Origin of the sequence: Cellulophaga sp. Hel_I_12, assembly GCF_000799565.1 — a bacterium.
Lineage (GTDB): Bacteria > Bacteroidota > Bacteroidia > Flavobacteriales > Flavobacteriaceae > Cellulophaga.
Genome location: NZ_JUHB01000001.1, coordinates 3,699,830 through 3,725,818, shown reverse-complemented (window position 1 = coordinate 3,725,818; position 25,989 = coordinate 3,699,830). Strand labels below are relative to the sequence as shown.

General features: G+C 33.7%; 27 protein-coding genes. 18 read left to right on the top strand and 9 right to left on the bottom strand.

The genetic code is table 11. The features are described 5' to 3' along the window. Positions 1–131: 131 nt before the first annotated feature. The 18 genes from GQ45_RS16180 (at position 132) to GQ45_RS16095 (ending at position 16,446) form a co-directional block, all read left to right on the top strand. On the top strand, positions 132–590 hold the full coding sequence (locus tag GQ45_RS16180) for a hypothetical protein (RefSeq protein WP_047419584.1): 459 nt from the start codon (positions 132–134) through the stop codon (positions 588–590). A gap of 212 nt (positions 591–802) precedes the next feature. Then, a complete protein-coding gene (locus GQ45_RS16175; RefSeq protein WP_047419583.1) occupies positions 803–1,267 on the top strand; it encodes a hypothetical protein in 465 nt (154 codons plus the stop codon). Positions 1,268–1,412: 145 nt separating this feature from the next. After that, positions 1,413–1,892, top strand: coding sequence for a hypothetical protein (locus GQ45_RS16170; RefSeq protein WP_047419577.1), 480 nt, complete (start codon positions 1,413–1,415; stop codon positions 1,890–1,892). A gap of 157 nt (positions 1,893–2,049) precedes the next feature. Next, positions 2,050–2,718 carry a DUF4304 domain-containing protein gene (locus GQ45_RS16165; RefSeq protein ID WP_047419576.1) on the top strand — a complete coding sequence of 223 codons (669 nt, stop codon included), beginning with the start codon at positions 2,050–2,052 and terminating at the stop codon, positions 2,716–2,718. Positions 2,719–2,939: 221 nt separating this feature from the next. After that, positions 2,940–3,353, top strand: a complete 414-nt coding sequence (locus GQ45_RS16160) for a VOC family protein (RefSeq protein WP_047420561.1) — start codon at positions 2,940–2,942, stop codon at positions 3,351–3,353. A gap of 249 nt (positions 3,354–3,602) precedes the next feature. Next, complete coding sequence (locus GQ45_RS16155; RefSeq protein ID WP_047419575.1) at positions 3,603–4,439, top strand: serine protease; 837 nt, start codon at positions 3,603–3,605, stop codon at positions 4,437–4,439. A gap of 216 nt (positions 4,440–4,655) precedes the next feature. Then, entirely contained in the window at positions 4,656–5,924 is a 1,269-nt protein-coding gene (locus GQ45_RS16150) for a chloride channel protein (protein ID WP_047419574.1), read from the top strand. A gap of 359 nt (positions 5,925–6,283) precedes the next feature. Beyond that, positions 6,284–7,525, top strand: coding sequence for a DNA (cytosine-5-)-methyltransferase (gene dcm, locus GQ45_RS16145; RefSeq protein ID WP_047419572.1), 1,242 nt, complete (start codon positions 6,284–6,286; stop codon positions 7,523–7,525). Beyond that, entirely contained in the window at positions 7,482–8,651 is a 1,170-nt protein-coding gene (locus tag GQ45_RS16140) for a type II restriction endonuclease (protein WP_047419571.1), read from the top strand. The genes dcm and GQ45_RS16140 overlap by 44 nt, the downstream gene beginning before the upstream one ends. 334 nt (positions 8,652–8,985) lie before the next feature. Further along, the gene (locus GQ45_RS16135) at positions 8,986–9,519 is read left to right on the top strand and encodes a hypothetical protein (protein ID WP_047419570.1); all 534 of its coding nucleotides are present in this window, start codon (positions 8,986–8,988) and stop codon (positions 9,517–9,519) included. A 158-nt stretch (positions 9,520–9,677) separates the two neighbouring features. Then, entirely contained in the window at positions 9,678–10,205 is a 528-nt protein-coding gene (locus tag GQ45_RS16130) for a hypothetical protein (RefSeq protein WP_047419569.1), read from the top strand. A gap of 208 nt (positions 10,206–10,413) precedes the next feature. Continuing rightward, entirely contained in the window at positions 10,414–10,854 is a 441-nt protein-coding gene (locus tag GQ45_RS16125; protein WP_047419560.1) for a hypothetical protein, read from the top strand. A gap of 120 nt (positions 10,855–10,974) precedes the next feature. Then, positions 10,975–11,535, top strand: coding sequence for a hypothetical protein (locus GQ45_RS16120; protein ID WP_156125455.1), 561 nt, complete (start codon positions 10,975–10,977; stop codon positions 11,533–11,535). A gap of 236 nt (positions 11,536–11,771) precedes the next feature. Continuing rightward, complete coding sequence (locus GQ45_RS16115; protein WP_047419556.1) at positions 11,772–13,385, top strand: hypothetical protein; 1,614 nt, start codon at positions 11,772–11,774, stop codon at positions 13,383–13,385. A gap of 234 nt (positions 13,386–13,619) precedes the next feature. After that, complete coding sequence (locus GQ45_RS16110) at positions 13,620–14,801, top strand: integrase core domain-containing protein (RefSeq protein ID WP_047419554.1); 1,182 nt, start codon at positions 13,620–13,622, stop codon at positions 14,799–14,801. 58 nt (positions 14,802–14,859) lie between these two features. Further along, a complete protein-coding gene (locus tag GQ45_RS18165; RefSeq protein WP_197056979.1) occupies positions 14,860–15,459 on the top strand; it encodes a hypothetical protein in 600 nt (199 codons plus the stop codon). A 153-nt stretch (positions 15,460–15,612) separates the two neighbouring features. Continuing rightward, positions 15,613–15,933, top strand: coding sequence for a hypothetical protein (locus tag GQ45_RS16100; RefSeq protein ID WP_047419552.1), 321 nt, complete (start codon positions 15,613–15,615; stop codon positions 15,931–15,933). 27 nt (positions 15,934–15,960) lie between these two features. After that, positions 15,961–16,446: a DUF4274 domain-containing protein gene (locus GQ45_RS16095; protein ID WP_197056977.1), complete on the top strand. Its 486-nt coding sequence runs from the start codon at positions 15,961–15,963 to the stop codon at positions 16,444–16,446. Positions 16,447–16,532: 86 nt separating this feature from the next. Here GQ45_RS16095 and GQ45_RS16090 read toward each other — a convergent pair whose 3' ends face one another. The 9 genes from GQ45_RS16090 to GQ45_RS16050 form a co-directional block, all read right to left on the bottom strand. Further along, positions 16,533–17,489, bottom strand: a complete 957-nt coding sequence (locus GQ45_RS16090) for a nucleotidyl transferase AbiEii/AbiGii toxin family protein (RefSeq protein WP_047419546.1) — start codon at positions 17,487–17,489, stop codon at positions 16,533–16,535. A gap of 11 nt (positions 17,490–17,500) precedes the next feature. Beyond that, positions 17,501–18,076 carry a hypothetical protein gene (locus GQ45_RS16085; RefSeq protein ID WP_047419545.1) on the bottom strand — a complete coding sequence of 192 codons (576 nt, stop codon included), beginning with the start codon at positions 18,074–18,076 and terminating at the stop codon, positions 17,501–17,503. A gap of 191 nt (positions 18,077–18,267) precedes the next feature. Then, positions 18,268–19,707 carry a type IV secretory system conjugative DNA transfer family protein gene (locus GQ45_RS16080; protein ID WP_047419544.1) on the bottom strand — a complete coding sequence of 480 codons (1,440 nt, stop codon included), beginning with the start codon at positions 19,705–19,707 and terminating at the stop codon, positions 18,268–18,270. Beyond that, a complete protein-coding gene (mobB, locus tag GQ45_RS16075; protein WP_047419543.1) occupies positions 19,704–20,738 on the bottom strand; it encodes a MobB family relaxase in 1,035 nt (344 codons plus the stop codon). Before mobB ends, GQ45_RS16080 begins: the two co-directional genes overlap by 4 nt. Beyond that, the gene (locus GQ45_RS17685) at positions 20,701–21,282 is read right to left on the bottom strand and encodes a BfmA/BtgA family mobilization protein (protein WP_052188299.1); all 582 of its coding nucleotides are present in this window, start codon (positions 21,280–21,282) and stop codon (positions 20,701–20,703) included. The genes mobB and GQ45_RS17685 overlap by 38 nt, the downstream gene beginning before the upstream one ends. 654 nt (positions 21,283–21,936) lie before the next feature. Beyond that, positions 21,937–24,303, bottom strand: coding sequence for a hybrid sensor histidine kinase/response regulator (locus GQ45_RS16065; RefSeq protein WP_052188295.1), 2,367 nt, complete (start codon positions 24,301–24,303; stop codon positions 21,937–21,939). Between the two features lie 546 nt (positions 24,304–24,849). Next, complete coding sequence (locus GQ45_RS16060; protein WP_047419540.1) at positions 24,850–25,230, bottom strand: DUF6876 family protein; 381 nt, start codon at positions 25,228–25,230, stop codon at positions 24,850–24,852. A gap of 87 nt (positions 25,231–25,317) precedes the next feature. Then, positions 25,318–25,659 carry a single-stranded DNA-binding protein gene (locus GQ45_RS16055; protein WP_047419539.1) on the bottom strand — a complete coding sequence of 114 codons (342 nt, stop codon included), beginning with the start codon at positions 25,657–25,659 and terminating at the stop codon, positions 25,318–25,320. Positions 25,660–25,670: 11 nt separating this feature from the next. Further along, entirely contained in the window at positions 25,671–25,838 is a 168-nt protein-coding gene (locus GQ45_RS16050) for a hypothetical protein (RefSeq protein ID WP_231555214.1), read from the bottom strand. Positions 25,839–25,989: the final 151 nt, after the last annotated feature.

The following is a 25,989-nucleotide window of genomic DNA, read 5'->3' as shown; positions in this document are numbered from 1 at the left end:
GCTATAAGTAATTGCTTGTTCTCGCCTACTTTGGAAATTCCTGCGGAATTTCCAACTTGGTGTGTACTTGCAAAGTTAAGTGCGAACCCACGCAACTACTCATAGCCGAGACGTTAGCAACAAGCTGAAAAATGGAAAAGAAGACTTACATACTGACTATTCTAGCATTTTTGGTGGGGTTTGGATTATTTGCCTGTTCCTGCCCAGTGTATAAAAATCTCGAAATATTTCAGTTTGGGGAATTTGAACAATCGGAGTACATTTTCATCGGCGAAGTTTTGGAGTTTAATCCCGAAAAGAAAAGTTATCGAATAAAAGTGATGGAATCATTTAAGGGAACGGAAAACGGACTTATTTTCGAAGGGACTTATGACCAACAATGCGGTCCGATAATTAATGGACTTGGAAAATGGATTTTCTACGGACACACGGATTCGAACGGAGTACTGAAAGTTAACGAGTGCGGACTGACAAGAAGTTTTGAAAACCCAATCCACGATTTTCTGGACTTTGAAAAATCCGATTCTCAAATCAAAAAGCAAGCGCAAATGGACTTGGAGTTGGAAATCAAAAAATTGAGGAAAAAATAAAAGCCAGTTGCTAACAATGCCTATAGCAAATAGGGCGTAAAGCGATATATTTAAAGGCTTGGACATATTTATTAAGTCCGCCAAATCTTTTGGATTTGGCAATTAAAAAAATAAAATAATTACAAAACAAAAAGCTCTGGCTCGCAGACCAGACGGAAACGAAAAGTTTCCTTGCCTGCCCTACTTGCCATAGCCGAGACGTTGTAAGTAATTTGACCAAAAAAACGAAAATAGAACTGAATTTAGGGAATCCGAAAAGTGGATGGCTTCCAATTGAATTAAAGTCAACGGATTTTGAATTGGAATTTAATGCGTCAAATATTCCTGAAAATCCGACTGACAAACTTTGCGAATCTCTGATTTTAGCAATAAACGCAATCGAAACGGAAATATGCTGGAATTTGGAACCTGAATTTTATGTCTTTGAACTAAAGCAACACGGAAAAGAAATTGAGCTGAATATTTCAAAAAGTGGAGGAATAACAGAAAACCGAAATCTGATTTATAAACTGACTGGAGATTTTGAGTCTGTGATTTTACCAATGTACCGGAGTTTAAAAAAGTTCAATACGTTGGAATTTAAAAAAGCTGATTGGAAAAAAATTGACCAAGATAAACTTAACAAATTGACCGAATTAGTAGCGGAAAGAAAAAAAACTACTTACAACAATGTATAACCGCAATTACGGCGGATTCGACTACGTCCGAATCCACGCGGAATTGCTTCCGTCGGTCTCTGCCGAAAGATTGTTTAATTTTAACCCGTAACTGACGGTTATACGAGACCGTTGTACCACATTTGAAAAAATCAACACGAACTAAATGAAATTGTTCCCAAATAAATATTTTAAAGCAGAATTGAGAAGTGATTATTCAATCTCAATGCAAAACTTAAAATCAAATACTGATATTACTGAATCACTAACTTCTGACTGGACAGATAAAGCATTTCGTGGACAAATAAATGATAACGGATTCAAAATAATATCGTCTGAAATAGGTCGTGGAGCAGTATGTGTTTTGATTGGAAAATTTGAGGGAAAAACTGGAGAAATAGAAGTTCGAATTCATAAAGCATTTAAAGTGATGTTTTCGATTTTAATGCTATTGCCAATTATCGGATTTGGAATTATTCTTTTTACTAACGGAATTGAAAAATCACTCGAAATAATTATTCCAATGATTATGGGAATTGTATTTGTAAGATTTGTATTTATAGAATTAAGTTTTCGTTTTATATCAAACACAGGAATTAATAAACTGACTGATATTCTAACGATAAAGGAATTGATTAAAAAATAAAAACGTGGTACAACACCTCATAAAATTTATGCTTACTTTTAAACTAAATAACGAACCGACAAACATTCAACAATCGATTTGCTACCACCGAAAAATCTCCGATTTTCCAGTCGCACAAATCTTATAAAAACTCGTTGTAAGTAATCTTGAATAACTAATGTTCAAAAGAAAAAAATTCAAATACACTGAACTTTCACCAAGAGACAGAATTCGGAAATTAATCGAAGAATTCGTTGAGCCTGAAATGACCAAACTTGGATTTAAACTTTTGAAATCGGAATTGACTTTTAAGCGAAAAATAGGGGAATTTACTCAAGAAATTCACTTTTCAAAAAATCGCTGGAATTTTGGTAATACTGTGGTTTCATTTTGGATAATATTATCGGTAAAATCTAATTTTTATGTGAAATGGCACGAAAAGACTTATGGTTTTAAACCAATGAATGAATTTGTAGATTCTTGGTATGATAATGATATTAAGACTTGGAATTCAAAATTTTGGGATGGTGGACATTATGATTTGACAAAATTTGACAATGTTAAACTAATGACTGACCTGACCAAAAACATTTTGAATATTGGTGTTCCAATACTAAATAAAATATCTGATTGGGAAAGTGCAGCTGACTACTTGTTTAAAGAAGAAAGATGGATACACGCAGCAAAAATATTTGACTTTTATATCATTTCTAATCAACCAAGAAAGGCAATTGAAACTCAAACCCTAATTGAAAAGTATTTTAAAGAACTTGATATTAAAGATGTGCCAAAGGAAAGATTTGAAGAAATACAAATAAGGAAAGACTACTTACAACAATACCTATAAGTAATGCGGATTTTAGTGCTAATTTCAATGGTTTGTGTATATTTTTAAGGTCGCCAAATCAGTTTGATTTGGCATTTAAAGCATAAAAAATAAAACGCAAACAAAATGCTTTGGCTACGTGCGCAGACGCAAAAAAAAGGATTCCTTGCCTCCGCACTACTCATAGCTTGAACGTTGGCAAACATAGTGGAAAAAATTACAAATGGACTAAAAACTCACGATTGAAACAAAGGATTGCACATATTGCATTAGTTGTAAAGGAATATGATGAAGCTATCGAATTTTACACCAAAAAATTGGACTTCGAACTAATTGAGGACACCAAACTGACGGAGGAAAAACGGTGGGTTATGGTTGCCCCTAATGGAGCAAAAGAATGTTGTTTATTGCTTTCAAAAGCTACAAATGGACAACAAACTGCGAGCATTGGTAACCAATCAGGTGGTCGAGTTTTTCTATTTCTATTTACAGATGATTTTTGGAGAGATTATAACAAAATGGTAGATAAAGAAATAAAATTTATAAGACCACCGGAACAAATGGACTATGGAATGGTTGCAGTTTTTGTGGACTTGTATGGTAATATGTGGGATTTACTAGAACCAAATGAAAAGAATAAGGGAGTTTTGGATTGAAATAGTTACGTGCCAATCTGAAGGGAAACTCCGTTTGCCAACAAAACCTATACGCAATGCGGACTTTAGGGCTAAATAAAAGGTCTGTGTATACTTATAAAGTCGCTAAATCTTATGGATTTAGCTTTAGAATAGAAAAAAACAAATCAAAACAATAAGCTTTAGCTTCGTACTCAGACGGAAACGAAATGGTTTCCTTGCCTCCGCACTACGCATAGCTAAACCGTTATACCACATTAGAAGAAAACTATGGCATTAATACCACCTTTTTTTATAGATACTGTAATTGCAATTGGAAAACAAACTGGAACTGATGCAGCAATTCGAAAGCAATGGATTGGAACTGGTTTTATATATGGAACATTTCAAAATGTTAATGCTGATGACCCTACAAAATCTGATTATAAAATACATCTTGTCACAAATAAACACGTTTTAAATAATCAAGAAAACATCATATTAAGATTCAATCCTCAAAATGGACAAGCTGCTACTGATTTCCCTCTTGCATTAAAAAAAGCAGATGGAACATATGTTTGGACAGGGCATCAAAACCCTCAAGTTGATGTTGCCGTTATTGGACTAAATGCGCAAATGCTAATTGATGCTGGTATGAAATTTTCATATTTCAAATCACAATCTGATATACTTACAAAACAAAATATGATTGATGAAGGAGTAAGTGAAGGAGATTTTATTTATGTTCTTGGTTATCCAATGGGAATGATGCCTTCTGACCGTCAACACGTTATAGTAAGAGGAGGGATAATTGCAAGGATTCGAGATGTTTTCGAAAATAGAAATAATTCATTCACAGTAGACTCTTTAGTTTTCCCAGGTAATAGTGGTGGTCCAGTAATTATAAAACCAGAGGCAAGTTTTATTCAAGGAACTAAAGTGATGAATAAGGCAGCGTTAATTGGAATAGTTAAAAGTTATATTCCATATACAGATGTTGCGATTAGCCAACAAACGGGTAAAGCAAGAATTACTTTTGAGGAAAATTCTGGTCTCGCAAATGTCGAAACTGTTGACAAAATAACTGAATCAATTACTGCTGACATAGCAAGAAATAACGTGGTATAACAATGTATATAAAAAATAGCGCAATTCATTGCTAAAACGATGGTTTGTGCATTTTTGGAAAGTCGCCAAATTTTTAAATTTGACAAATTCCCAAAGATAAAATAATTAGTTAATTTAAAAATTTGGCTTGGGTATAATCCGAAAAGTTAACGCATATTTTCAGCGCTACTTTTCATATACGAGCCGTTGTATGCCATATAAAACAGAAACGAAACAGTGAAATTAAAACGAAGAAGAAAACTAGTAACATATTTAAATATTTTAGACCAACCTGTCCGATTTAATCCTTTCGTTTTCAGTCGGACTTTTTTGTTATGGGCTTTACTTGGATTGATAGGTGGAGTAATTGCAGGAGCTTATTGGATTGGACTTGAGTTTCTAACTCATCAATTAGCTTTTTTTAGTGGTTGGGAAGTAATACCTGTAATGGCGATTTGCGGACTTTTAGCAGGTTTGATAATTCATTTCATTGGAGACCCAGGCGAAATACATTTGATTGTAAACAATATCCGATTTAATAAAGGAAAACTTGACCCTAAAAACAATCCTTCAATGGTTCTCTCTTCATTGCTATGCGTTGCGTCAGGTGGAAGTCTCGGACCCGAAGCGCCATTGGTTCAAGTAACAGGCTCAACAGGAACTTGGATAGGAAAATTGTTTCGACTAAAAGGAGAAGAATTAAGGTCGTTAAGTATCGCAGGAATGGCTTCAGGATTTACAGCTTTATTTGGTGCCCCATTGGGCGGCAGCCTCTTTTCATTAGAAATTCTTCATCACAAACACGCAGTTGAGTATTACAAAGCAATTATTCCTGCGTTTGTTGCAAGTTGCTTTAGCTATTTAGTTTTCGCCTTAATCATTCATTTGGGACTTGGTCCTATTTGGGATTTATCTGCTTATGAATATTCAGGGATTTTTGATTTTGGCTATGCAGTTCTCTTTGCAATAATCGGAGCAGCCTTTGGTTGGGCTTTTATTTTTTGCACCAAATTTTTCAAATCAATTTTCGAGAAAAAACCCATACCAATTTACATCAAAACGCTAATTGGTGGAATTCTACTTGGCATCATAGCATTTTACTTTCCATTAACCCGATATTTTGGACATCACGAAATTAACGAACTACTTTCAGGGAATTTTCCATTGACTTTATTGTTTGCTATTTTGATTTTTAAAATTATAGCCATCTCAATAACAGTAACATCAGGTTGGAGAGGTGGATTTATTATTCCGCTGTTTTTCGTAGGAGCTACGTTAGGACTAATTATCCATCAACTATTTCCGACAATAAATTTGACATTAGCGATAGTTAGCTGTATGGCAGCAATTAACGCTTGCGTAACCCGAACACCAATGAGTACAACCATTTTACTTGCAACATTGACAGGGTTTAGACATTTTATCCCAATCTTATTTGCAAGTTTGACAGGCTATTTTTTAGCTCCGAGAATACCTTTTATAAGTTCACAAATGGAGAAAGAATGAAAAAATACGGCATACAACATTGTATAAGCGTAATGCGGGCTAAAGTGCTAAATTTAAACAAATTGAATATTAATAAACATAAGGTTAAACCGAAAGTGAAGTGCTTCTAATCCCGCACTACGCTTATACTTGACCGTTAGCCACAAGCTGAAAAAAAATCCGAACTTCAGACAAAATTTATCGGAAAAGCCACCACACAAACAGCACATTTATTTTTTCCCAACGCTCAAAGCCCACGCTCAAAAAAATAAAAGAGCTGTTTTCGCTTTTGCGCTCAAAATCACGTTGACAAGATTGTTAAGAATTTGAAACAGAAACCTGGAAATTTTGCCTAATTTTTACGTTCTTTACAGATAACTATGGACAAACGATATTCAAAAATAAAGGACAAACTTCAAATTGTTGTTGACAAAAAAACCGACAACGATTTAGCCCATTTAACACATTATTTTCAAAATCACAAAAATGGTGTTTCCCAATATTTTCAGCCAACTGCAAAAGAATATCTAACCGAACTACACCAAAAATTAAACATAGTTGAAGAACCTGATTTTCAATATTACTTGCCAATAAAATGGGATATCCCTTTTCCACCACAAACGGAACCAAAATTTAAGTTTATTGACCTTTTCGCAGGAATTGGCGGATTGAGAATGGCTTATCAAAACAATGGTGGAAAGTGCGTTTTTACAAGTGAATGGGATGCTTATTCAAAAAAAACTTACGAAGCTAATTTTGGAGAAGTTCCATTTGGCGACATCACAGAAATTTCCGAAAAAGACATTCCAGACCACGATATTTTACTTGGTGGTTTTCCCTGCCAACCCTTTTCAATTGCAGGGGTTTCCAAAAAAAATGCTTTAGGTAGAGCGCACGGTTTTTTAGACAAAACCCAAGGAACATTATTTTTTGACATTGCAAGAATTTTAGAATATAAAAAACCTTCGGTTTTTATGTTGGAAAATGTCAAAAATCTTGTTTCGCACGATAAGAAAAAAACGTTTAAGGTCATAACAGAAACCTTAAGTGAATTAGGTTACAATCTTCACTATAAAATTTTAGACGGTCAAAATTACGTTCCTCAACATCGAGAAAGAATTGTAATTGTAGGTTTTAAAAAATCTGTGTTTAAAGGCAAAGAAACCTTTAAATTTCCAGAACCAACAAACGAGACTTACGCAATCAAAGACATTCTTGAACCTAAAGTGGACCCAAAATATACACTTTCAGATAAACTTTGGAATTACCTTCAAGAATATAAGAAAAAACACAAAGCAAAAGGAAACGGATTTGGATTTGGTTTAACTGACCTCAATGGAATATCTAGGACAATGAGCGCCCGTTATTACAAAGATGGCGCAGAAATCTTAATACCTCAAAAAGGTAAAAATCCACGAAGATTGACACCAAGAGAATGCGCAAGACTTCAAGGGTTTCCTGATAGTTTCATAATTCCAGTATCAGATAATCAAGCATACAAACAATTTGGCAATTCCGTTGTATCACCTTTATTTCAAGCAGTTGCCAAAAACATTGTAAAAGAACTTTCAAAAATAGATGAGTATAGTAGAAAAGGCAATCCAATCAGCGCAACAGTCTGAAATAGCATTTAGTAAATTCATTAAACCTAATGACACAGGCTCAACTGGTGGTCATCAAGCTGGTTTTCATTTGCACAAAAATTCGTGGCCTTTATTCTTTGAAACAGAAGGACAAAAAGGCAACAACAAAGACCTTTTTGCAACAATTAAATGGCAAGATGATTTTGAAACTTCAAGTAGATTTATCTATTATGGAACAGGAACACGTAATGAATATCGTCTGACACGTTTTGGTAGAGATTTCCCTTTTTTAACAGATGACAATGTTGGCGATTTATTAGTGCTTTGTAAGAAATCAAAAACCTACTTTGAGGCTTTTGTGTTAAGTAGTGACGAGGACATTGAAGATTTTTTTGCATCACTAAATATTTCTTCCACAGAAACAAATGGAATAATTCCTAAACAATTAGAGCAAACCGCAGAAGATAGTCTTGTTGAGTGTTTTCTAAAATATATCAAAACTCTTAAAGTTGACTTTCCACCGACTTTGGATATAGCATCAAATTCTCGTAATTGCTATCTAAACTCGTATGGAATCACTACAAATTATATAAAATCAAATCCTGATAAAGAAATTCTTAAATGGCTTGAAGCAGAGTATGACTTATTCAAAACATTGGAAAATGACCGCTATTCAGAGTTGATTAAAAAACCATTTACATCAGTTGAGAATTTAGTAATTTCCGCAAATACTATCCTCAATAGACGTAAAAGTCGGGCAGGTAAATCTCTTGAGCATCACTTGGAAGAAGTCTTTCGCATTTCTGAACTAATTTTTCAAACTCAAGTTACCACCGAGAATAATAAAAAACCAGATTTTCTTTTTCCGAATATAGAGGCATATAACAATCCGGAATTTGACAATGGGAAGCTAATATTGTTAGCATCTAAAACGACTTGTAAAGACCGTTGGCGACAGATTTTGAATGAAGCGGACAGAATTAAGACCAAACATTTATTTACATTACAACAAGGAATTTCTAAAAATCAACTTGAAGAAATGAAACAATATGATGTGCAATTAGTTGTGCCTAAAGCATATTTGTCGAGTTTCCCCCAAGAACATCGTGCAGATATAATGATTTTGGAACAATTTGTGAAAAAAGTGAATGCTACGCAGAATTAGCCAACGCTAAAAGCCATACGCATTTGCAATTCGCTCAATGCCAACACACCATCCAAAATTGCAAAAGAGTATGTCTTGCCAACGCTCAATCCGAACTGACAAAAAATATCGGAATTGAAAAGCAGAACGGAATAAAGCCAGTGGCTAACAATGTATATAAAAAATTGCTGGTAAGTGCTTAATTCATTGGGTTTTTCATATATTTAAAGTCAGTACTAAATCGAAAAAATTGCGCCTATCTACACGCAACTTTTCATATACTAACCGTTACCTGCAAGCAGTAAAAACAGAAAACTAGTCAAATTTTAATATACACAACTAAAACTAGCTTATTATGAAAAAAAAATTAAGTTTTATCGTATTGACCTTCTTGTTTATTTCTTCAATAAATGCACAAGAAGGGTTTAGAATAGGTATTAGTGTTGGTCCAACTTTAGGAGATTCAAGTGAATATTTCTCATATACACTTCAAGCTGATTTTCAATATTTGTGGAGTGTATCAGATGATATTTATATAGGAGCAACTACGGGTGCACTTGTATTTCTAGGTGAAGGCAATAATGCTGATGGCTCAGGTGGATTATTTAGTTCAATTCCAGATGTGTTTATTCCTATTGCAATGGCATCCAGAGTAAAGCTTTCAGAGTTATTTTATATAGGATTGGATATTGGTTATGCTCTAAATGCCAATGGGTTTGGTGATAGTGATGGTAGTTTTATAGATGAGGAAACTGGAGGGTTTTACTTTAGACCTTTATTTGCATATAAAGTAAAAGAAAAGTTAGACCTAGCGCTTTCATATACATCAATTAGTGAGAATGAAGATAATTCATCATCAATTAACCTTGGTGTTAATTTTGGGTTTTAAAATTTAAAAAGCAAGCAGGTAACAACGGCTATAGTTCATTGCTTCTGACTTTCCTAGCAGAAAGTCCTCGCAAATTTGCTATCTTCGGTTTACGACGGAAAATCCTTGCGGATTTTCACGCAACGAAACCATAGCCCAACCGTTGCCAGTAATTTAAAATGAACTATAGTATCTACATAATAATCGGACTTTTGTTTGTTCCGTTAGTGATATTTTTCGCTTATCGTAAAGATTACAAAAAAAATCCAACAGATTTTACAAAATCTATAAGAGCCGTTGGAGCTGTACTTCTTGCTATACTCTTATTTGTTGGGTTAAAAGAAGGATCAAAACACATAATTCCACTAAAAAAGAATTATGGAATTGAATTTAACTCTGAACGGAAAAACTTCGGGATTCCAACAATTGAAAAAGATTGGGAAAAAAATAAATATGAATCTGACCAATTCGCCACTTATTGGTGGAAGCCAGAACCTCGAATTGGACATTTCAAGAAGGTAATTGAGTTCGGATTATTAAACGCTAAATCAGAAACTGACTATTATCAAAACGACAGTATCGAAAAGACTTTTGCTTGGTCGAAATTTGACTATAACAAAAAATCGTTTGAATACTTTCTCGAAAAATCAAATGGCGAAATGGAAAAAATAGACAAATCGGAGTTTGAAAAATACATCTATAAATAAAAACTACTGGCAACACTGTATAACCGCAATTACGGCGGATTCGACTGCGTCCAAATCCACGCGTAATTGCTACCGTCGGTGCTTATCCGAAAAACATTAAATTTAATCCCGTAACTGCGGTTATACTAAACGTTGTGCTTCATACCTGAAAACCAAGAATGGAAATAGAAAAAGGTTTTAAAATAGATAATCCGAATGTATTTATTCCTTGGAATATAACGAGAAAGAACTCGTTGAATTATTTAAGGAAACGGAATTGAAAAATGTGACGGCTGGATATTACTCAATCTCTTGTGAATCACTTAACGGATTGCAATGCTTAATCGGATTTCACTTTGAACCGAGGAAAAAAGGATTTTTAAATGAGTTAGAATTCTTTAGAACAGATTATAGCGACCAAATAAAATCATTCGATGACTTCCAATCTCATTTTGAAAAAGCATTTGGAAATCCAACTGGAAAATCGAAAGGGAATGATGGATTTGACAACTATGAATGGTCAATTAATGGAATTAAAATAGTGCACTTTGTTTTTGACCGTTTCGGTCCAGAAGAACATATGAGAATAAAGTACGAAAGCACAACACCGTATAAAAATAATTGCGGTTTAGTGCTTAGCCAAAGGTCGTTGCGTGTTTGTAACATCTGATTTTCCTTCGGAAAATCCTCGCATACAAACCCGCAACTATTCTTATACATAAACGTTGGGCACAAGTAAACTGAAAATGGAAAGTTTATGAAAAATGAGTTAAAATCATTAAATTAGAATATGATTTTAGATACTAAAAGACTTGTTGGTTGGATTGTCTTTGTGATTTGCACTTTACTAATTCCGTTTATTGCAATGAGATTTACTGATGAAATAAACTGGGACTTGACCGATTTCTTAATAATGGGAATTGTATTGATCGGAATAGGAATCGCCTATGAAATTGTCTCGATAAAATCAAAAAAAACCACCTATAAAATTGCTTTTGTAATAGGACTTTTGGGTGCCTTTTTGCTATTTTGGGTGAATGGTGCTGTGGGAATTATAGGCAGTGAAAACCAAGATGCCAATCTTTTGTTTGGGGCAGTTTTTTTGGTAGGTCTGGTAGGTGCTCTGATTTCTCGATTTAAGGCCAAAGGAATGTCAAAAACTTTATTAGTTGCATCTGTTGTTCAAATGATGGTACCAATGATAGCAATAATTATTTGGCCACCATCAGAAATTTCATGGTCACCAAGTGTGACTGGAGTTTTTTTATTAAGCGGATTTTTTGCTTTTCTGTTTTATTTATCGAGCATGCTATTTAAGCGCTCTGCGAACAATCAATTGAATTTGCACTAAACAAATAAAAAACCTGTGCCCAACAACGGCTATAATTAATGCGGGCTTTGGTGTTTAGTTCAGTGCTTTGAGTATATTTATAAAGTGCGCAAAATCAGTTTGATTTTGCTTTGAAAGCTAAAAATTAAAACAAAAAAAACTGCTTTTGCTTAGTGCTTAGTTGGAAATCCGTCGGATTTCTGCCCCGCACTAATCATAGCCCAAACGTTGTGTGTAATGCAAAAAAGACAGTGCCAATGATTAAAAAGTGGTTACAAGACATATTTGATTCAAAACCGACAATAGAGGTTAGAGAATGGAGAACAAAAAATTCTATTCTCAAATTTCTATCTTCTCGCTTAGACAATAATGGCAATTTAGCAGAAACAACAAATGACCTGCCTGATGAAAAAAAAGAGGATGAGAATATAAGGTTTGCTCCTGGACTTATGGATGCAATGTTTGGGGCAGATGATTCAGGTGATTCTAAAAAGAGAATTGTTGAACTTACAAAGCACTTAAAAAAAATTGCGAAAAATGGAGACAAAATAAGCGAACAAGAGTTTTATAGATTAATTACTGAAAATGAAGGTGTAATTGGAATTATTGACGAGTTTTTGCAGACAGTCGCAAATGAAGCATTATCTATTAAACCTTATCTGTTCAATTATGCAAAAGATTTAGCAACGAAGACTAATAAAAGAAACGCTGTAAAGTTCGGGATTGCGATTTTGGGGTTGTGTCAAAATAAATCTATTCTTAACGATATAAAAATTCTAGGATTGCACGATGAATTTACCGTTTATTCATCGATTGCAATTGCCAATTTATCTGACAATGCTGAAAATGACCTTTGGGAATTAGCTCGAAAAGTAGATGGTTGGGGGAAAATTCAATTGGTCGACAGATTAGCAAATCCAGAATCGAGTGAGCCAATAAAAGATTGGTTAATATCAGATGGTTATAAAAACAATATTATGTACGAATATTTGGCTTACACTTGTGCAGTCAATGGTGAATTACATAAAAAAATAGAAAGCGGAAAAATTGAACACAAACTTTATAAATCAGCTTCTGACATTATTGAAGCACTTATCGTGGAGCATAGTCCTGCCGAAGATATTACTACTTATTCTTTTGCTGCACAAGTAATTCACCACTTCATAAGGCATTCAAAAACACACACGACCGACATTTCAGACTTTAATGCTTTACATAAAATTAAAGACTTTCTTACTGAGTTACAAAACGATATTGGAGAGCAAAAGAAAAACGGTTGGAATCATGATATAATTTCAAACTGTATAATTGAAATTGTTGGAATTTTAAAAAGCAAAGAATGGAAAGTTGTTGCATATGAAGGATTGAAAAGCAAGGACAATGTGATTTATTGGAATGCAAAGCAAGCATCTGAGAAATTAGGAATTGATTTATGGGAAACTGTTTGGGCAAAGCTGGAAGAAAATCCACTTGACAGTTCAGCTTGGTATGATGTTACACACTATAGTTCTCCTGTACATTCGGACAAAATTATAGACTTTGCGCTTAGACATTTACCCATTGATGAGTTAGCGTCAGGAGTAAAAGATTCGAATGGATTTGGTGATAATTACGATAAGCATGCCAGTCTTGAGAATGCAACTACCTTTTTGGAGAATTATCCCAAAAAAGGAGAGAAGATTATTATGACAGCTCTTAAAAGCCCAGTAACAAGAAATAGAAATATGGCAATCAAAGTTTTGGATAAGTGGAAACTAGAAAATTGGTCGTCAGAAATTGAGAAAGAAATAAGACACTTAAAAGAAATTGAACCAAATATAGACACGAAAGAGAATATCGTAAGATTAATAAAAGGACAAGAATTGAAATAAAGCACGAACACACAACAATATATAAAAATAATAGCCGAGACAGTAGTAAATTCAGGGGTTGTAGTCCGCTTCGACTTTCTTGTAACTTGATAGGAAAGTGCCACGAAGTCGTCTACTATTCTTATACTAAACGTTGTAGTGCATTTGGGTACGTTAAAGGGACATCCTTTACAAATTTAAAGGCACATAGTTTACACTTTTAAAGACTAATTTTCTGAATAAAACTCAGAAATTATGCCTTGGAAAGAAACAACAACTATGGAACAAAAAATTGAATTTATTTGTGAATGGCGGACTGGAAAATACACCATTACGGAATTATGCAAAAGTTTTGAAATCTCTAGACCAACGGCTTATAAGTTGATCAGCAGGTTCGAAAAACAAGGTTTTGAAGCCTTAAGAGAACAGTCCAGAGCTCCAGGAAAACACCCTAATGCAACCAATCAAAATATCGTTGATGGTATTCTAAAACTAAAGAAAAAACACAAGCATTGGGGAGCAAAAAAAATTAAGGAATTGTTGTTTAACGAGTTTACAAAACAAGAAGTGCCTTCTGTGGTTACAATTCACAACATCCTAAAGAAAAACGGTTTAGTATGCCCGCAAAAAAGGATGCGAAGAGTTAAACCGGTATACCCTATTTTCGACCCAAAAGAGTGTAATGAAGTATGGAGTGCGGACTATAAAGGAAAGTTTTTAATGGGCAATAAAATCTATTGTCATCCACTTACTATTGCTGACTCTAAAAGTCGATTTCTATTTACCGCCAAAGGCCATTATCATGAAAACCTAAAGTCTGCTAAGGCTGAATTTACAAGGGTCTTTAGAACCTTTGGCATCCCTAAACAAATACACACAGACAACGGTAGTCCCTTTGGTTCTGTACGTACCATTCAACGCTTTACGCAGCTCTCGTATTGGTTTATTGAGCTGGGTATTACACCTGTTTTTTCAGACCCTGCTCATCCGGAACAAAACGGAAGACATGAACGCATGCATCGAGATTTAAAAGCAGCTTGTGCCAAACCCTCGGCTTATGATTTAAAAGCCCAGCAAAGGCGTTTAAATCACTTTGTAAAGGAATATAATCACATAAGACCACATGAAGCATTAGACATGAAAACTCCTGCTGCTATACATGATTTTTCTACTAGACCATTCCTTGAAAAAATACCTAACTTTGATTACGATGCGCAATACAAAGTGCTTAAAGTAACTCAAAATGGATCTATCAGATGGAAATCTTATTATTGGGTATATGTAACCGCAGCTTTAACAGGGAAATACATAGGTATTCAAGAAATGGGTAATGGTATTTGGAGGGTATTTTATAGAAACGTATTTTTAGGTTTCTTTGATGAAAAGTATTTAAGAAATAAACAACAAGCAACAAGGCTAGAAACTAATTTAGTGTAAACCCTAATCTTTAACTTGTGTAAACTATGTGCCTTAACGAACATTTGAGAGCAACCTAATGAAAATCAAGAAACTGATATTAATAATGGGAATTTTAAGTAGCGTTTTCGGATTTAGTCAAAACAAAAATCTAATTGAACTGACTTCAAATCAAGACGCTGAAGAAGGTTGGCAAGATTTAATTTTCACAATCACTAAAAAGGAAAAAATAGACAATGGATTTTGGAGTTTGACTTGTAAAGCAAAATATGAAAATCAGATTGTTGGACTAAAAATCAATATTGCGGACGGAATTCCAGCTGGAATCGTGAATAATGAGATTGATAATACCAGATTTGTAGAAAACGGGATTAAAATACAATCAATCGGAACTGAAAGCGATAAGCTAATAGGTATAATTTCTAAACTTTACGGACAACCTAAACAAACGAAATTCTCGACCGAAAAACTGACTTTCACAATATTTCCTTTAAACCGAGAAAACGCAACTTTAGAAAATGGTCGATTTAAATTTAAGCTGTTTTTTGACGACAACAATGAGCAAAATCTATACGCTGAATTCTATCTAAATCCTGACTTAAAAAACGGAACTGTCGAATTGAATGAAAAGGATGAGGAATATCGCCAGAATATTGTAAAACTGTTATCTGAAAAATGAAAAAACGCACTACAACAATGTATAACCGCAATTACGGCGGATTCGACTACGTCCGAATCCACTTGGAATTGCTAACGTCTGTGCTAAACCGAAAATTAACGCATATTAACCCGTAACTGCGGTTATACGAACCGTTGTGTTTAATGCAAAAAAATGACATACGAATTAACCAAATCTGAATTCGAGAATACTTTCGGGAATAAAATGACAGACATAACCCCAATGGAAATTGAGGAACCGATTGACATTTGGGACTATGTTAGAGAATTGACTGAAAAGAAAGTAATTAATCAAATAACTTATGAAAGTGAAACAGTCGAATATGTCTATCGAAATGACCAAAATACATATGACCATATATTGTTGCCAACAGACAAGGAAAATATTTACATAGTAATTGTTATTAATTTAAAAATGAATAAAATTTTTGGTCATCAAAAGTTGGACTTGAACAAAAAATATCCTACCGAATAAATGATAATTCGTCCACATAAAATATTAATGATTAAGAAAAACTTTATCGGATTCTCACTTGATGATGATATCGAAAATGATGAAGAAACTATCCCCGATTTTGAGAAGTTTAAAACACTAAATTCAGCGGAGCAATATTATCTTGCCGACAACTACAATTGGGATGATGGAGCAGTCGTTTTGCAATGGATAATTAACAGTCCGAAATGTGACAAAGGAACAGCATGCAAAATTTTTTGGAATGCTGAACCAGACTATTATTATGACTTTACAGCTGAGACAATCGACCAATACGAAAAAGATATTTGGAATTTACTTCAGAGCATTGTGAAAAGGTTTAAAGAAAATGATTTCGCAAAAAGCCGATTTAAGTTTAACCCGACCGCAGAAGGTTATAAAACGGACTGGCCAACTAAATTTGATATTTGGGAGATTCCAGCTGATTTGAAAAATGGAGTAATTGGAAAAAAAACCGTTCGTATTTGGTTTATGCAGCATTTAACCTATGAATGATTTATTCTATCTTTTATCCAATCAGTTGAGATTCAAAACTTCTCAGAGAAAAATGAATATCGTAAAATAATTTCACTGCAAAAACTTCATAATTGATCAATATACTTTTTAATTCGTATCAAAAGGTCTTCAAAGTTAGGCTGTCCAGCATAATAAAGTGATGCAGTAGCTTTATATCTTTTTTTGAAAGTTTCTCTGATATCCATATCGTTTAATAAAAATGCTTCATTTTCTGAAATAGGAATCTCGAAATCCACTTTAGGAAAGCGCGTTTTTTTATGCTTATGATATGCTGGTTTTCCTATAAAATTTTGTACTTCTTCTAAGGCTAACAAACAATATACATCGTAATATTGTCGCATTAGATTAGCCCGTGGTGGTTCTCCACTTTGCTCTTGTCTGTATTTAGTAGCGATTGTTTGCAGTTTCTCAATGAATGTATAACCAGGATGGTAACATACAACATTATTGGCTCGATTATCTACAATACTGATTCCCGAAGTATTGTATGCTTTATCAAAGGCCCAGGAACTTATTTGTAATTGTTTGTTTGGAGTTACTGTATCAAAACCTGCTTCCAATAAAATTCCTTCTTTGATACCTTCCAAATTTCCCGTTTTAGCCTCATAAAAAAGCCGAATTCCACCACTACGATAATAAGATTCATCGTCAAAAGCAGTATCTCTTTCTATTTTTACAATACCATCAATCTCGAGATGTTCAGCAAGCCAATCATAGAATTCCTTACGAGATTGAATACTATTATCCTTGGTATTTTTGGGATTTTCATTCACTTTTAACGCCATCGGAGGTTTGATATGAATGTCAATATCTTCAGAAAATCGATCGATAATTTTATAGCCTTTAGATAAAGAAGTTCCGCCTTTCAATTCAAAATCAAAACCTTGTTTTTTCAGACCATAAAGCACATGCATAATCCAGTAATCCTTTTCAATTAATTGAATTTGAATATCTCTTTCTTGTCCTATAATTCGCAATAGATTAATAAAATCAAGATGCTCATGAAGATAGTTACTAGGCATAAGAACTGCGTTTAATGAATTAAGTCCGTGCTAAACACTTTTTTAGCTTGTACCCCACCATAGTTTTTCACTGCTTTTAGAAGCTTCGCAGTATTCAATGTTTTAGCCCTGTCCTTCACATTGGTTAGTACTTCATTGGGGTCTTCAGCGAGTTTATCAAGATTGTTTACCAAATCCACCAATAAAAATTCCGTAGTTAATTTTTTAGGAAAACGAGGTTTTACATGAAAAAAAAATGTTCTACCACCTAATACAAATTTCCCATGCCTTTTATGATTATAGACTAGGCGTTTGTTATACAATTGTGTAGTACCTACTCCTAAGGTATTATAATCATTGGGAGACATTAATAAAAACTCATCTTCTTTCAAAAAACTACGCACTAGAGTTTCTTCATCCGGAGGTGCTACCCCAAATGCCGTCTTTCTAGGATAATAGTAGAGTCCAGGAGAAAGCCTCTGTAGCGTTTTATCTTCTAAAAGTTCTGCAATATGACGATCAACCGCATTGGACCAAAGTTCTAGCTCTACCCTACGATATACTTTCCCTCGCCTTAAATGTTTTGTTAATTCCTTTATCTTACTCATACTCCTTCTTTTTTAATTATTACATTAACAAAATCTATACTATTTTGCATTATTTATAATTAAATATTCATGCAAATATACAATTAATTTTTAATATATGTTAAACTATGCTTAGCTTCAAAAGCTTAAGATTCAGCACTAAGAAGAAACTACTTACGTGCTTTTTTTTTATAAAAATATCATTCTAAAAATTATCCTAGTACTGTCTTCACCTCCCGGTAAACCCTTTCTAAATTCAGTCGTAGCTCTTCCGCTGGATAGTCCACTTTTATCTTTGGGAGTTCTTTTTCAATCTTTTGAAGGGTAAATTTCACCTTTCTATCTTTCCCATCTGCAAAAGCAACAAACTCTCCTTGTTTCAAACGAAAAAATATAGCAGCTCGACGCTTAGCCACTTCCTTCTCCCCTTTTGTAATCCGGCTATCTAAAGTCAAGCCACTACTCCTACTGACGCTTTTAGTCGGTATTTTTATCAGTTCAAAAAACTGTTCGTAATATTTAGCGGTATCTGGATCATTTACCTTTCCAAAGAATTGATAGGAAAGATTGCTTAAAATGGCTTTACTCGCTTTATCGCCATAGAGCATATCATTCTGTATTTTGTCTTGCATCACGTATATAGTTGTGATATCATAACTTCTAAGTGTAGCTGGAATTCGGTGCATGTTTAAGAGTTTAATAGTAGGAGCTTCTTCCATTAAAACGAACGCAGAGCGACGATGCCTAACACTCATTTGTTTGATGACGGTATGCATAATGGTCGCAATAATAGGCGCATAAGCAGTTTCATATTTAGGATTATTAACCATAGAAATGATCCCAAGATTGGCATCACTATTAACATCCAAAGGCACCTCGTCTTCTGATAGCACCATAAACATTTTTTGAGAGCCTATTTTTTTGAAGGCGTTAGCCAAACTACTTTTTACCCCTGCTGTTTGCTTTTCAGAATCCACCCCGTTAATAAAAGCACTCGCCATACTTTTGGCTGTTAAATCCGAACTTAAAAATGCCATTAACTTTCGGGTGTTCATGGTTTGGAATATGGCAATAACATGAGGTAAAGTACATAGTTCAGGATAGCTTGTTTTTAATTTCCAAATCAATCCTGCTAATAAGCCTTCCACAGCATCATTAAAAAAACGAGAAGTAGCATTCATAGATGTTCCTTGCTCTAGGAGGTTTTCAATGAGTACCCTTGCCAATTCATTAACACTTTCTTCGTTAGGCAAATACCTAGGAGCAATTGGATTTACCTTATGATGAATAGCATCAAATGAAATGGTGTAGAACTTTAAGTTCTCCTTATTTTTAAATAAAGGATAGGCTATTTCTGTCAGTTCAAAATCCTTATAATCATGAATAATTCCACAAAAATTGTGTCTACTTAGATGTTGTAAAAGATTATACACCACACTCTCTGTTTTTCCACTCCCCGCGGATCCGATAATAGAAACACCACGTTTAAGATTTTCTATTTTTAAACGGCCATATTTAAGCTTAAAATTGACCCGATATTTCTTAGCGATCTGAGCATTCTCATCCTTATAAAAGAATAAAATCCATAGCATAGCGGTAATAAGTATAGGCAATATGATATATAAAATACTGTTGACTAGTGTTGTATTCATATTCCAATAGATCCAGATTCAATGGCTTTCCCAACACCTCGTTTTAAATACTGTACTGCTTTGAGTACCAGTTGCACTTTATTGGTGGGAATATTCATCAAAGGAGTAGGCAATCCTGCCTTTCCTAATAACTTAAATGCTAGTGCTTTTTCATTGGCAGGCAATCCCATGATATTCGTGTAGTACTGTTTAGTGTCCTTAATAAACAATTTTCGGGATACATACTTTTCCACATAATTCCGTTGATACTTAAATAAGGAATCAAAACGTTTTTCTGCATTTCCATAAAAGGCATCCCGATTAAAACCTCGTTTTACGGTTTTTCCGTGCAGCGTAGTTTCTGAAGCCTTGTATTTACTTCCTGGGGATAAGCTATACCGGTTAGATTGGTCTTTTCTACTTACAATAATATGAATATGAGACTGTGCTCCTTCTTTTGCCATACCTTGTGCTATTAGTTTTCCATTTCGTTTATGAGGAGCCTCTTCTATGAGTTGCTTTATCCTTTGATTTCTGATTTGGATATTCCCCTCTCTTGTTCCGCTTTTTATTTCTTGCATCTCGTTTTGCAGGCGTACGATTTCTTTGCGGAAAGGCGCATTTTCTTGTATGACTTTGTCGGTGCCTTTATAACTTCGTTCGTGTTCCACTTTCGCATAATATTTTATATCGTTTACGGTGATTGGCTTCCCATCTATTTCTCGATGAAAAGCTTTGGCATAGTCTTCCATAATAGCTCTGGTATATTCCTTTAAGGCCTCAGGATTATTTTGCAAGTGCTTTAATTCTGCCTTACTTGGACTTACGGTAATGGAATAAAAACGCGGTTCTGTTTTTTTGAGCTTGGCGGTATTTGCATCAATATCTTGAATGACTTCTCGACCAGAAAAATCAGCTCCAAAATGGTTGAAAAAATGTTCCTGTTCTTCCATGGTCTTCCCTTCATTTTCCTTCTCAAGATATGCTACAAAATCAACTACAGAAGCTGAATATTTAGCTCCCGATTTCTGTGCTGTTATCGTGATGTACATCCGTTAATTTTTGTTTTAAAATTGCCATTTGTTCTTTCGAAATGTTTAACCTATAGTGTCCAGTTCCAAAACTATTTCGAACAAAAACGAGTTTTTTAAACAACATTGTTGCTGCTTGTATTCTTTGTTGATTTGATTCCTGCGATTGACGATAGACTTTTTTAAAATAATCTAATTCTTCATTTTCTGTGCTAAGTTTTGGACTCTGAAAATCAAAAACTTCCTCCTCTTTTTCCAGATGAGCTGTTTCTTCAAACAAAGATTGAAGGATGGCGGTGGTTGGTTTATGATGTATTTTTTCAATATTTTTAATGATGGCAATGACCGCATTGGTGCGTTGCGTTATTTGTCTTTTCAGGGAGGAGATTGTTGTTCCTAAGTTGTCTTCTGGTGAAACCCCATTAAGTTCAAAAAAATCAACCATATGCTTAAGCGTCATGGATTGCGACTTAGAAATGATTCTGCAATAATTCCTAAAGCGTTTAGCCACCGAAGATTTTATCTTGATGGTCTCAAATTTTTCTTTTTCATACCCTTTGTCCATTTTTTAGTAAATAAATTATTGCTTTCATTGGGCTGCGAGAGTTTTTTAGTAAAAGGTTGTAAAATCGCCCCTAAATCAATAGCCTTTAATCCCAATTATATCAAGGGATTACAGAGAAAATCGAATAGTGTAACACCGCTTTGCGTGTTACCCTCTTGCTTTTCGATTTTCGTCCCGCAGGGACCAAAATATTCAAACCACTGAAATTCATTTCAATGGCTTTGTTTTTTGAAACCCTGCTTCTTTAAAGTTATAGGAATGTCTTGTAAAACAAAAACGAGGAATGATGGCAAATGACATGGTATGGTGCCTAATTTTATGAAAATAAAATACTATTGAATTTCAGACGTCAGATTTGCAATTTCAATTCCGTACTAATTGAAAAAAAACCTCTGAGAATTCAAAGGTTTTAGTGGCAACTAATTCCAAAAAAAATTAGTTTAAATATTAAAAACATACGGATAGAATATAAATCTAATAATACTAGATTTCCATTCCTGGGCAAGTTCACTTCTTAGGATTTTAAAACAGGTATACTTTTCTCCTAATTTATTCAAATTAATCAGTTTTCTACCTACAAATGAAAACCCATAAAAATATACCTCGAATTTTCAATGGTTTAAACTTTAGTTCTGAAGAGTGAAAAAACAAACATTATGCGCTATGTTTAGAACCTTTATTGATGCTTAAAGAGATTATTTTCTCTAACAATAAATCTTTATCCACTGGCTTTGTCATATAATCATTCATACCCAAATCACTAACTTTCTGTCTTGTTTCTTGCAAGGCATCAGCAGTTACGGCTATAATAGGAATACAAGCGACGAGTTTACCTAATACACCACTTCTAATTATTCGAGTAGCCTCGTAGCCATCCATAATAGGCATTTGTAAATCCATTAAAATAAGGTCATAAATATCCTCTACTAGAGCATCTAAGGCTTCTTGTCCGTTATTTACAACCTTGAAACTTACGTGAGGAAAACTTTTCAAAATTTTACGCATCACCATTTGATTAAGCTTATTGTCTTCAACTATTAAAACATGTTGAGGAATTAAGGCATCTAAATTGGTTTTTAGTTCAGTAACATATTCATTTTCTTTGATACTATTCTTTAGAGGTAATTCTATACATATAGCTGTTCCTTTATTGATTTTGCTATCTATACTTATAGTGCCATTAAAAAGTTCTACTAAATGTTTAACGATAGTTAAACCTAAACCTATACCCCCATACTCACGCGAATGATTAGATCTCATTTGACTAAAGCTTTCAAAAATAGTTTTTATGTTTTCCGGATCTATGCCAACTCCTGTATCTGATATTACAAAAGAAAAAAGACAAATATCCCCGGGTTGTTGACATGTGGTTACATCAAAACTAACACTTCCTTTTTTAGTGAATTTTACTGCATTTGCCAATACATTGTTTACGATTTGTATAAATCGTTCTGGATCACCATTAACCTTTGTTGGGATTTCTGAATTCATATGAAAGTTGAAACCCAAACCTTTTTTAGTAGCTTCAGCCTTCCAATTATTACTTAATTGATTTAGGATAGAAGAAGGACTAAAATTTTGAAGATTCAATTCGAGTTTATTTTTTTCTATCTGTTCAAAATCAATAATGTCATTCACATTACTTAGTAAACTTAAAGATGCATTTTTAATGATTTCAAATTGTTCTCGGGTTTCTTTGTTATTAAGATTTCCTAACTGATGTTCAGCTATTCCCATAATGGCATTAATGGGTGTTCTTAATTCATGACTCATATTAGACATGAAAAATGTTTTTAATTGACTTATCTCTTGTGATTTATGAAGGGCCTCTGCTTGAGAAATTTCCTTTTCCAATCGTAAATTTCCAATCAAATTGGTCATGGACAAAGACAGGAAAATAACTTCAAAACCAGAACCAAATTTAGCACTATTCAAGGTATAAAAATTATTGGGTAGTAAACTCAAATTATTCATTACAAACCCGAGAAGACCTAGAACCAAAAAAAATATTCCTATAAAGAAATAGGTGTCAATATCAATCCCCTTAAAACGCATTGTGATTAGGGTTATTAAAATTAAAATCAAGCTAAAAAGTCCGTTCAAATTACTTAATGGATACGCAATTTCCAATGTTCTATCGTTTATAAAAAGCAGTAAAAACAACAAAGCTAATATTGTATAAATAACATAAAATGCTGTTTTAAAGTTCTTCAGTTGTATGCCTATTTTTAGGAAATGTTCACAATATTTCAACAAGAAAAAATTAGAAAATAATGCCGTTATAAGAACTGCCCTACTATTCAAAAAACCTCCACTTGGCAACAAAAATTCAAATATAAACCCATCTAATGCCGCTTGCATAAATGCAATGGAAAACACATATAAGCCATAATACAAAAATGCACTTTCTTTAAGACTTGTATAAAAGAACAAATATATTACCCCTGCTAAAAACAATAAACCGTAGAATAATCCAAGAAATAATTGTTGATTGTAGTTGGTATACCAAAATAAGGGTTCTGAATAGAGATTAAGTGGAATATTTAATGTTTCCCCGTCACTATTAAAATGTAGATAAATTTGTTGGATAGAATTAGCAGGTAAATCTAATTTAAAAATAGTGGCTCTATGCGCCACTTGCCGGTTGTTAAAAGGGATTTTATCACCACTTTTAAAAGTTTGAATTTCATTACCATCTATTAGATATAATTCTGCCTTATCGGTTATAGGTCTTGCGGTTTCCAAATAATAGGTCATCGAATTTTCTGAGCTATTTTCTAGCCTAAATCGAACCCAAAAATTATCTGTTGTAAAGCCAACACTATGGTTTTCAGATTCTAAAATATTACCTATAAAAAGGGAGTCTTTCGCAACCTCTTGTAGGCTTAAATCAGCACTACCTGAATTATAAAAAGTTGCATATTCAAATAATTGACCTTTACTTTTAAGCGGGTCAAAAACATCATTTTGGGCATATAGACCAATACCTATTAAATAGGTAAAAAATAGTAGGTGTTTCATGTTTGGGACATTTAACTTCATTGAAATTAGTTATAAAATATTTTTTAATGCATTTTTTATTGTTGAGTTGAATGCTTTTCTAGTTGTATTGCTTTTTTTTGACTATTTCAAATTAAAATAAGCTCGGCTGTATTATGATTATTTTATTTAGAACCATATCCTATTGATACCTGCGCTATATCAAAAATTCATATCTTAAAATATAAATGAATAAATGTGAACTTTACAGGAATGTTAATCCCTTTTTATTCCAAAAAACCTCTGATTACTCAGAGGTTTTAGTGTTATTAATTTGCCTAATGTAAATTCAAATATTAAAAACATACTGATAAGAATATAAATTTTATAATACTTGACTTCTATTTCTGGGCAGGTGCACTTCATAAGATTTTAAAACAGGTATAATTTACTCTAATATATTTTCGAATATCATGGACAAATTTAAGTTCAACATCTTTCTTGGAGGTTTCCAAAAGTCAGTTTTGTGCTTATTCCTTTAAATCTGTAAAATTTAGATATACCATGGCTTCCAATTTTATAATTAGTTTAGTATTCGCTTGGTAGCATCAGGGTATTATTTACAAAAAATAAGCGAAGTTCGTCTAATGGAAAATCGGTTACTCTATATCCATGTTTTTCTAAAAGGTTGTCATTTCCATCGGTGTAAATTATCTCTGCTTCATAACCGCTTAAATCCTGTTTTTCTTTGGACAATCTTTTAAAGTCGATGGTTACAAACTCGCTTCTATTCATCAAACTTTTTGCTATTACAGAAGTGTCGGTAATCAGCCAAAAACACTCGGCAACCTCGGATAAATATTTCAATCCATCTGTAAAAAGTGTTCGTATCAGTGGAATTTGGTAGCACATTTCTGTTCCATGAAAATGCTGTAATTCTTCTTTAATTTTGTTACTTTGTACTGTCATTGTGTTCTGTTTAAAAAGTTCATAATGTCTATCAAAAAAAAGGGCGTTTAAATTCGGGGACGCCCTTTTAAATTGTTTTAAAAATTACTAGTCATTTTTAGTGCCAAGTAATAGTATTTCTCTTGCTTCCACTTCGGTCACATAGCGATCGCTTCCATCATCGGTGGTATATTTCCGAGTTCTGAGTTTTCCTGTTACGCCCAACTCTTTTCCTTTGCTTACAAATTTTTCGATAATTTCGGCGGTCTTACCCCAGGCTACAACAGTATGCCAATCTGTATTCTGAACTTTTTCACCTTTGCTATTTTTATAGCTTTCGTTGGTAGCGATGGAGAACCGAGCCACTTTTTTGTTGTTGTCAAGGTTTGTAATGGTTGGCTCTTGTCCAACATTTCCGATTAACTGCACATGATTTTTTATAGTACTCATAATCAAAGAATTTATAGCCTGATAGCTTCAGACCTGATTAATAAAAGACCACTTGAACCATTCAAGTAGTTTGCCTTTATATTTTTTGAAGGAGATTTACTTATTATATCCAGAGCGTTTTCCTTTTTTTGTTTTTCCTTTTGTGCTGCTTCCTTTTTGTTGACTTTATATGATTTCATGATTTGTATTTTAGATGTACTTCCCATAGAGCCGTCACTGTTACCTTCTTTTTGTTGCTTTGTGTGCTTCAATATTTAAGTTTGTTGCGACATATAAAAAGAGTGAGCGTAGCCTGCGCTGAGCGCAGTCGAAGCGAGCCTGATTATGCTG

Bases quoted from the DNA above. Each gene is read 5' to 3' on its own strand.
- GQ45_RS16180 (WP_047419584.1), top strand. From the start codon at position 132: ATGGAAAAGAAGACTTACATACTGACTATTCTAGCATTTTTGGTGGGG.
- GQ45_RS16170 (WP_047419577.1), top strand. From the start codon at position 1,413: ATGAAATTGTTCCCAAATAAATATTTTAAAGCAGAATTGAGAAGTGAT.
- GQ45_RS16165 (WP_047419576.1), top strand. From the start codon at position 2,050: ATGTTCAAAAGAAAAAAATTCAAATACACTGAACTTTCACCAAGAGAC.
- GQ45_RS16155 (WP_047419575.1), top strand. From the start codon at position 3,603: ATGGCATTAATACCACCTTTTTTTATAGATACTGTAATTGCAATTGGA.
- dcm (WP_047419572.1), top strand. From the start codon at position 6,284: ATGGACAAACGATATTCAAAAATAAAGGACAAACTTCAAATTGTTGTT.
- GQ45_RS16140 (WP_047419571.1), top strand. From the start codon at position 7,482: ATGAGTATAGTAGAAAAGGCAATCCAATCAGCGCAACAGTCTGAAATA.
- GQ45_RS16135 (WP_047419570.1), top strand. From the start codon at position 8,986: ATGAAAAAAAAATTAAGTTTTATCGTATTGACCTTCTTGTTTATTTCT.
- GQ45_RS16130 (WP_047419569.1), top strand. From the start codon at position 9,678: ATGAACTATAGTATCTACATAATAATCGGACTTTTGTTTGTTCCGTTA.
- GQ45_RS16120 (WP_156125455.1), top strand. From the start codon at position 10,975: ATGATTTTAGATACTAAAAGACTTGTTGGTTGGATTGTCTTTGTGATT.
- GQ45_RS16115 (WP_047419556.1), top strand. From the start codon at position 11,772: ATGATTAAAAAGTGGTTACAAGACATATTTGATTCAAAACCGACAATA.
- GQ45_RS16110 (WP_047419554.1), top strand. From the start codon at position 13,620: ATGCCTTGGAAAGAAACAACAACTATGGAACAAAAAATTGAATTTATT.
- GQ45_RS18165 (WP_197056979.1), top strand. From the start codon at position 14,860: ATGAAAATCAAGAAACTGATATTAATAATGGGAATTTTAAGTAGCGTT.
- GQ45_RS16100 (WP_047419552.1), top strand. From the start codon at position 15,613: ATGACATACGAATTAACCAAATCTGAATTCGAGAATACTTTCGGGAAT.
- GQ45_RS16095 (WP_197056977.1), top strand. From the start codon at position 15,961: ATGATTAAGAAAAACTTTATCGGATTCTCACTTGATGATGATATCGAA.
- GQ45_RS16090 (WP_047419546.1), bottom strand. From the start codon at position 17,489: ATGCCTAGTAACTATCTTCATGAGCATCTTGATTTTATTAATCTATTG.
- GQ45_RS16085 (WP_047419545.1), bottom strand. From the start codon at position 18,076: ATGAGTAAGATAAAGGAATTAACAAAACATTTAAGGCGAGGGAAAGTA.
- GQ45_RS16080 (WP_047419544.1), bottom strand. From the start codon at position 19,707: ATGAATACAACACTAGTCAACAGTATTTTATATATCATATTGCCTATA.
- mobB (WP_047419543.1), bottom strand. From the start codon at position 20,738: ATGTACATCACGATAACAGCACAGAAATCGGGAGCTAAATATTCAGCT.
- GQ45_RS17685 (WP_052188299.1), bottom strand. From the start codon at position 21,282: ATGGACAAAGGGTATGAAAAAGAAAAATTTGAGACCATCAAGATAAAA.
- GQ45_RS16065 (WP_052188295.1), bottom strand. From the start codon at position 24,303: ATGAAACACCTACTATTTTTTACCTATTTAATAGGTATTGGTCTATAT.
- GQ45_RS16060 (WP_047419540.1), bottom strand. From the start codon at position 25,230: ATGACAGTACAAAGTAACAAAATTAAAGAAGAATTACAGCATTTTCAT.
- GQ45_RS16055 (WP_047419539.1), bottom strand. From the start codon at position 25,659: ATGAGTACTATAAAAAATCATGTGCAGTTAATCGGAAATGTTGGACAA.
- GQ45_RS16050 (WP_231555214.1), bottom strand. From the start codon at position 25,838: ATGAAATCATATAAAGTCAACAAAAAGGAAGCAGCACAAAAGGAAAAA.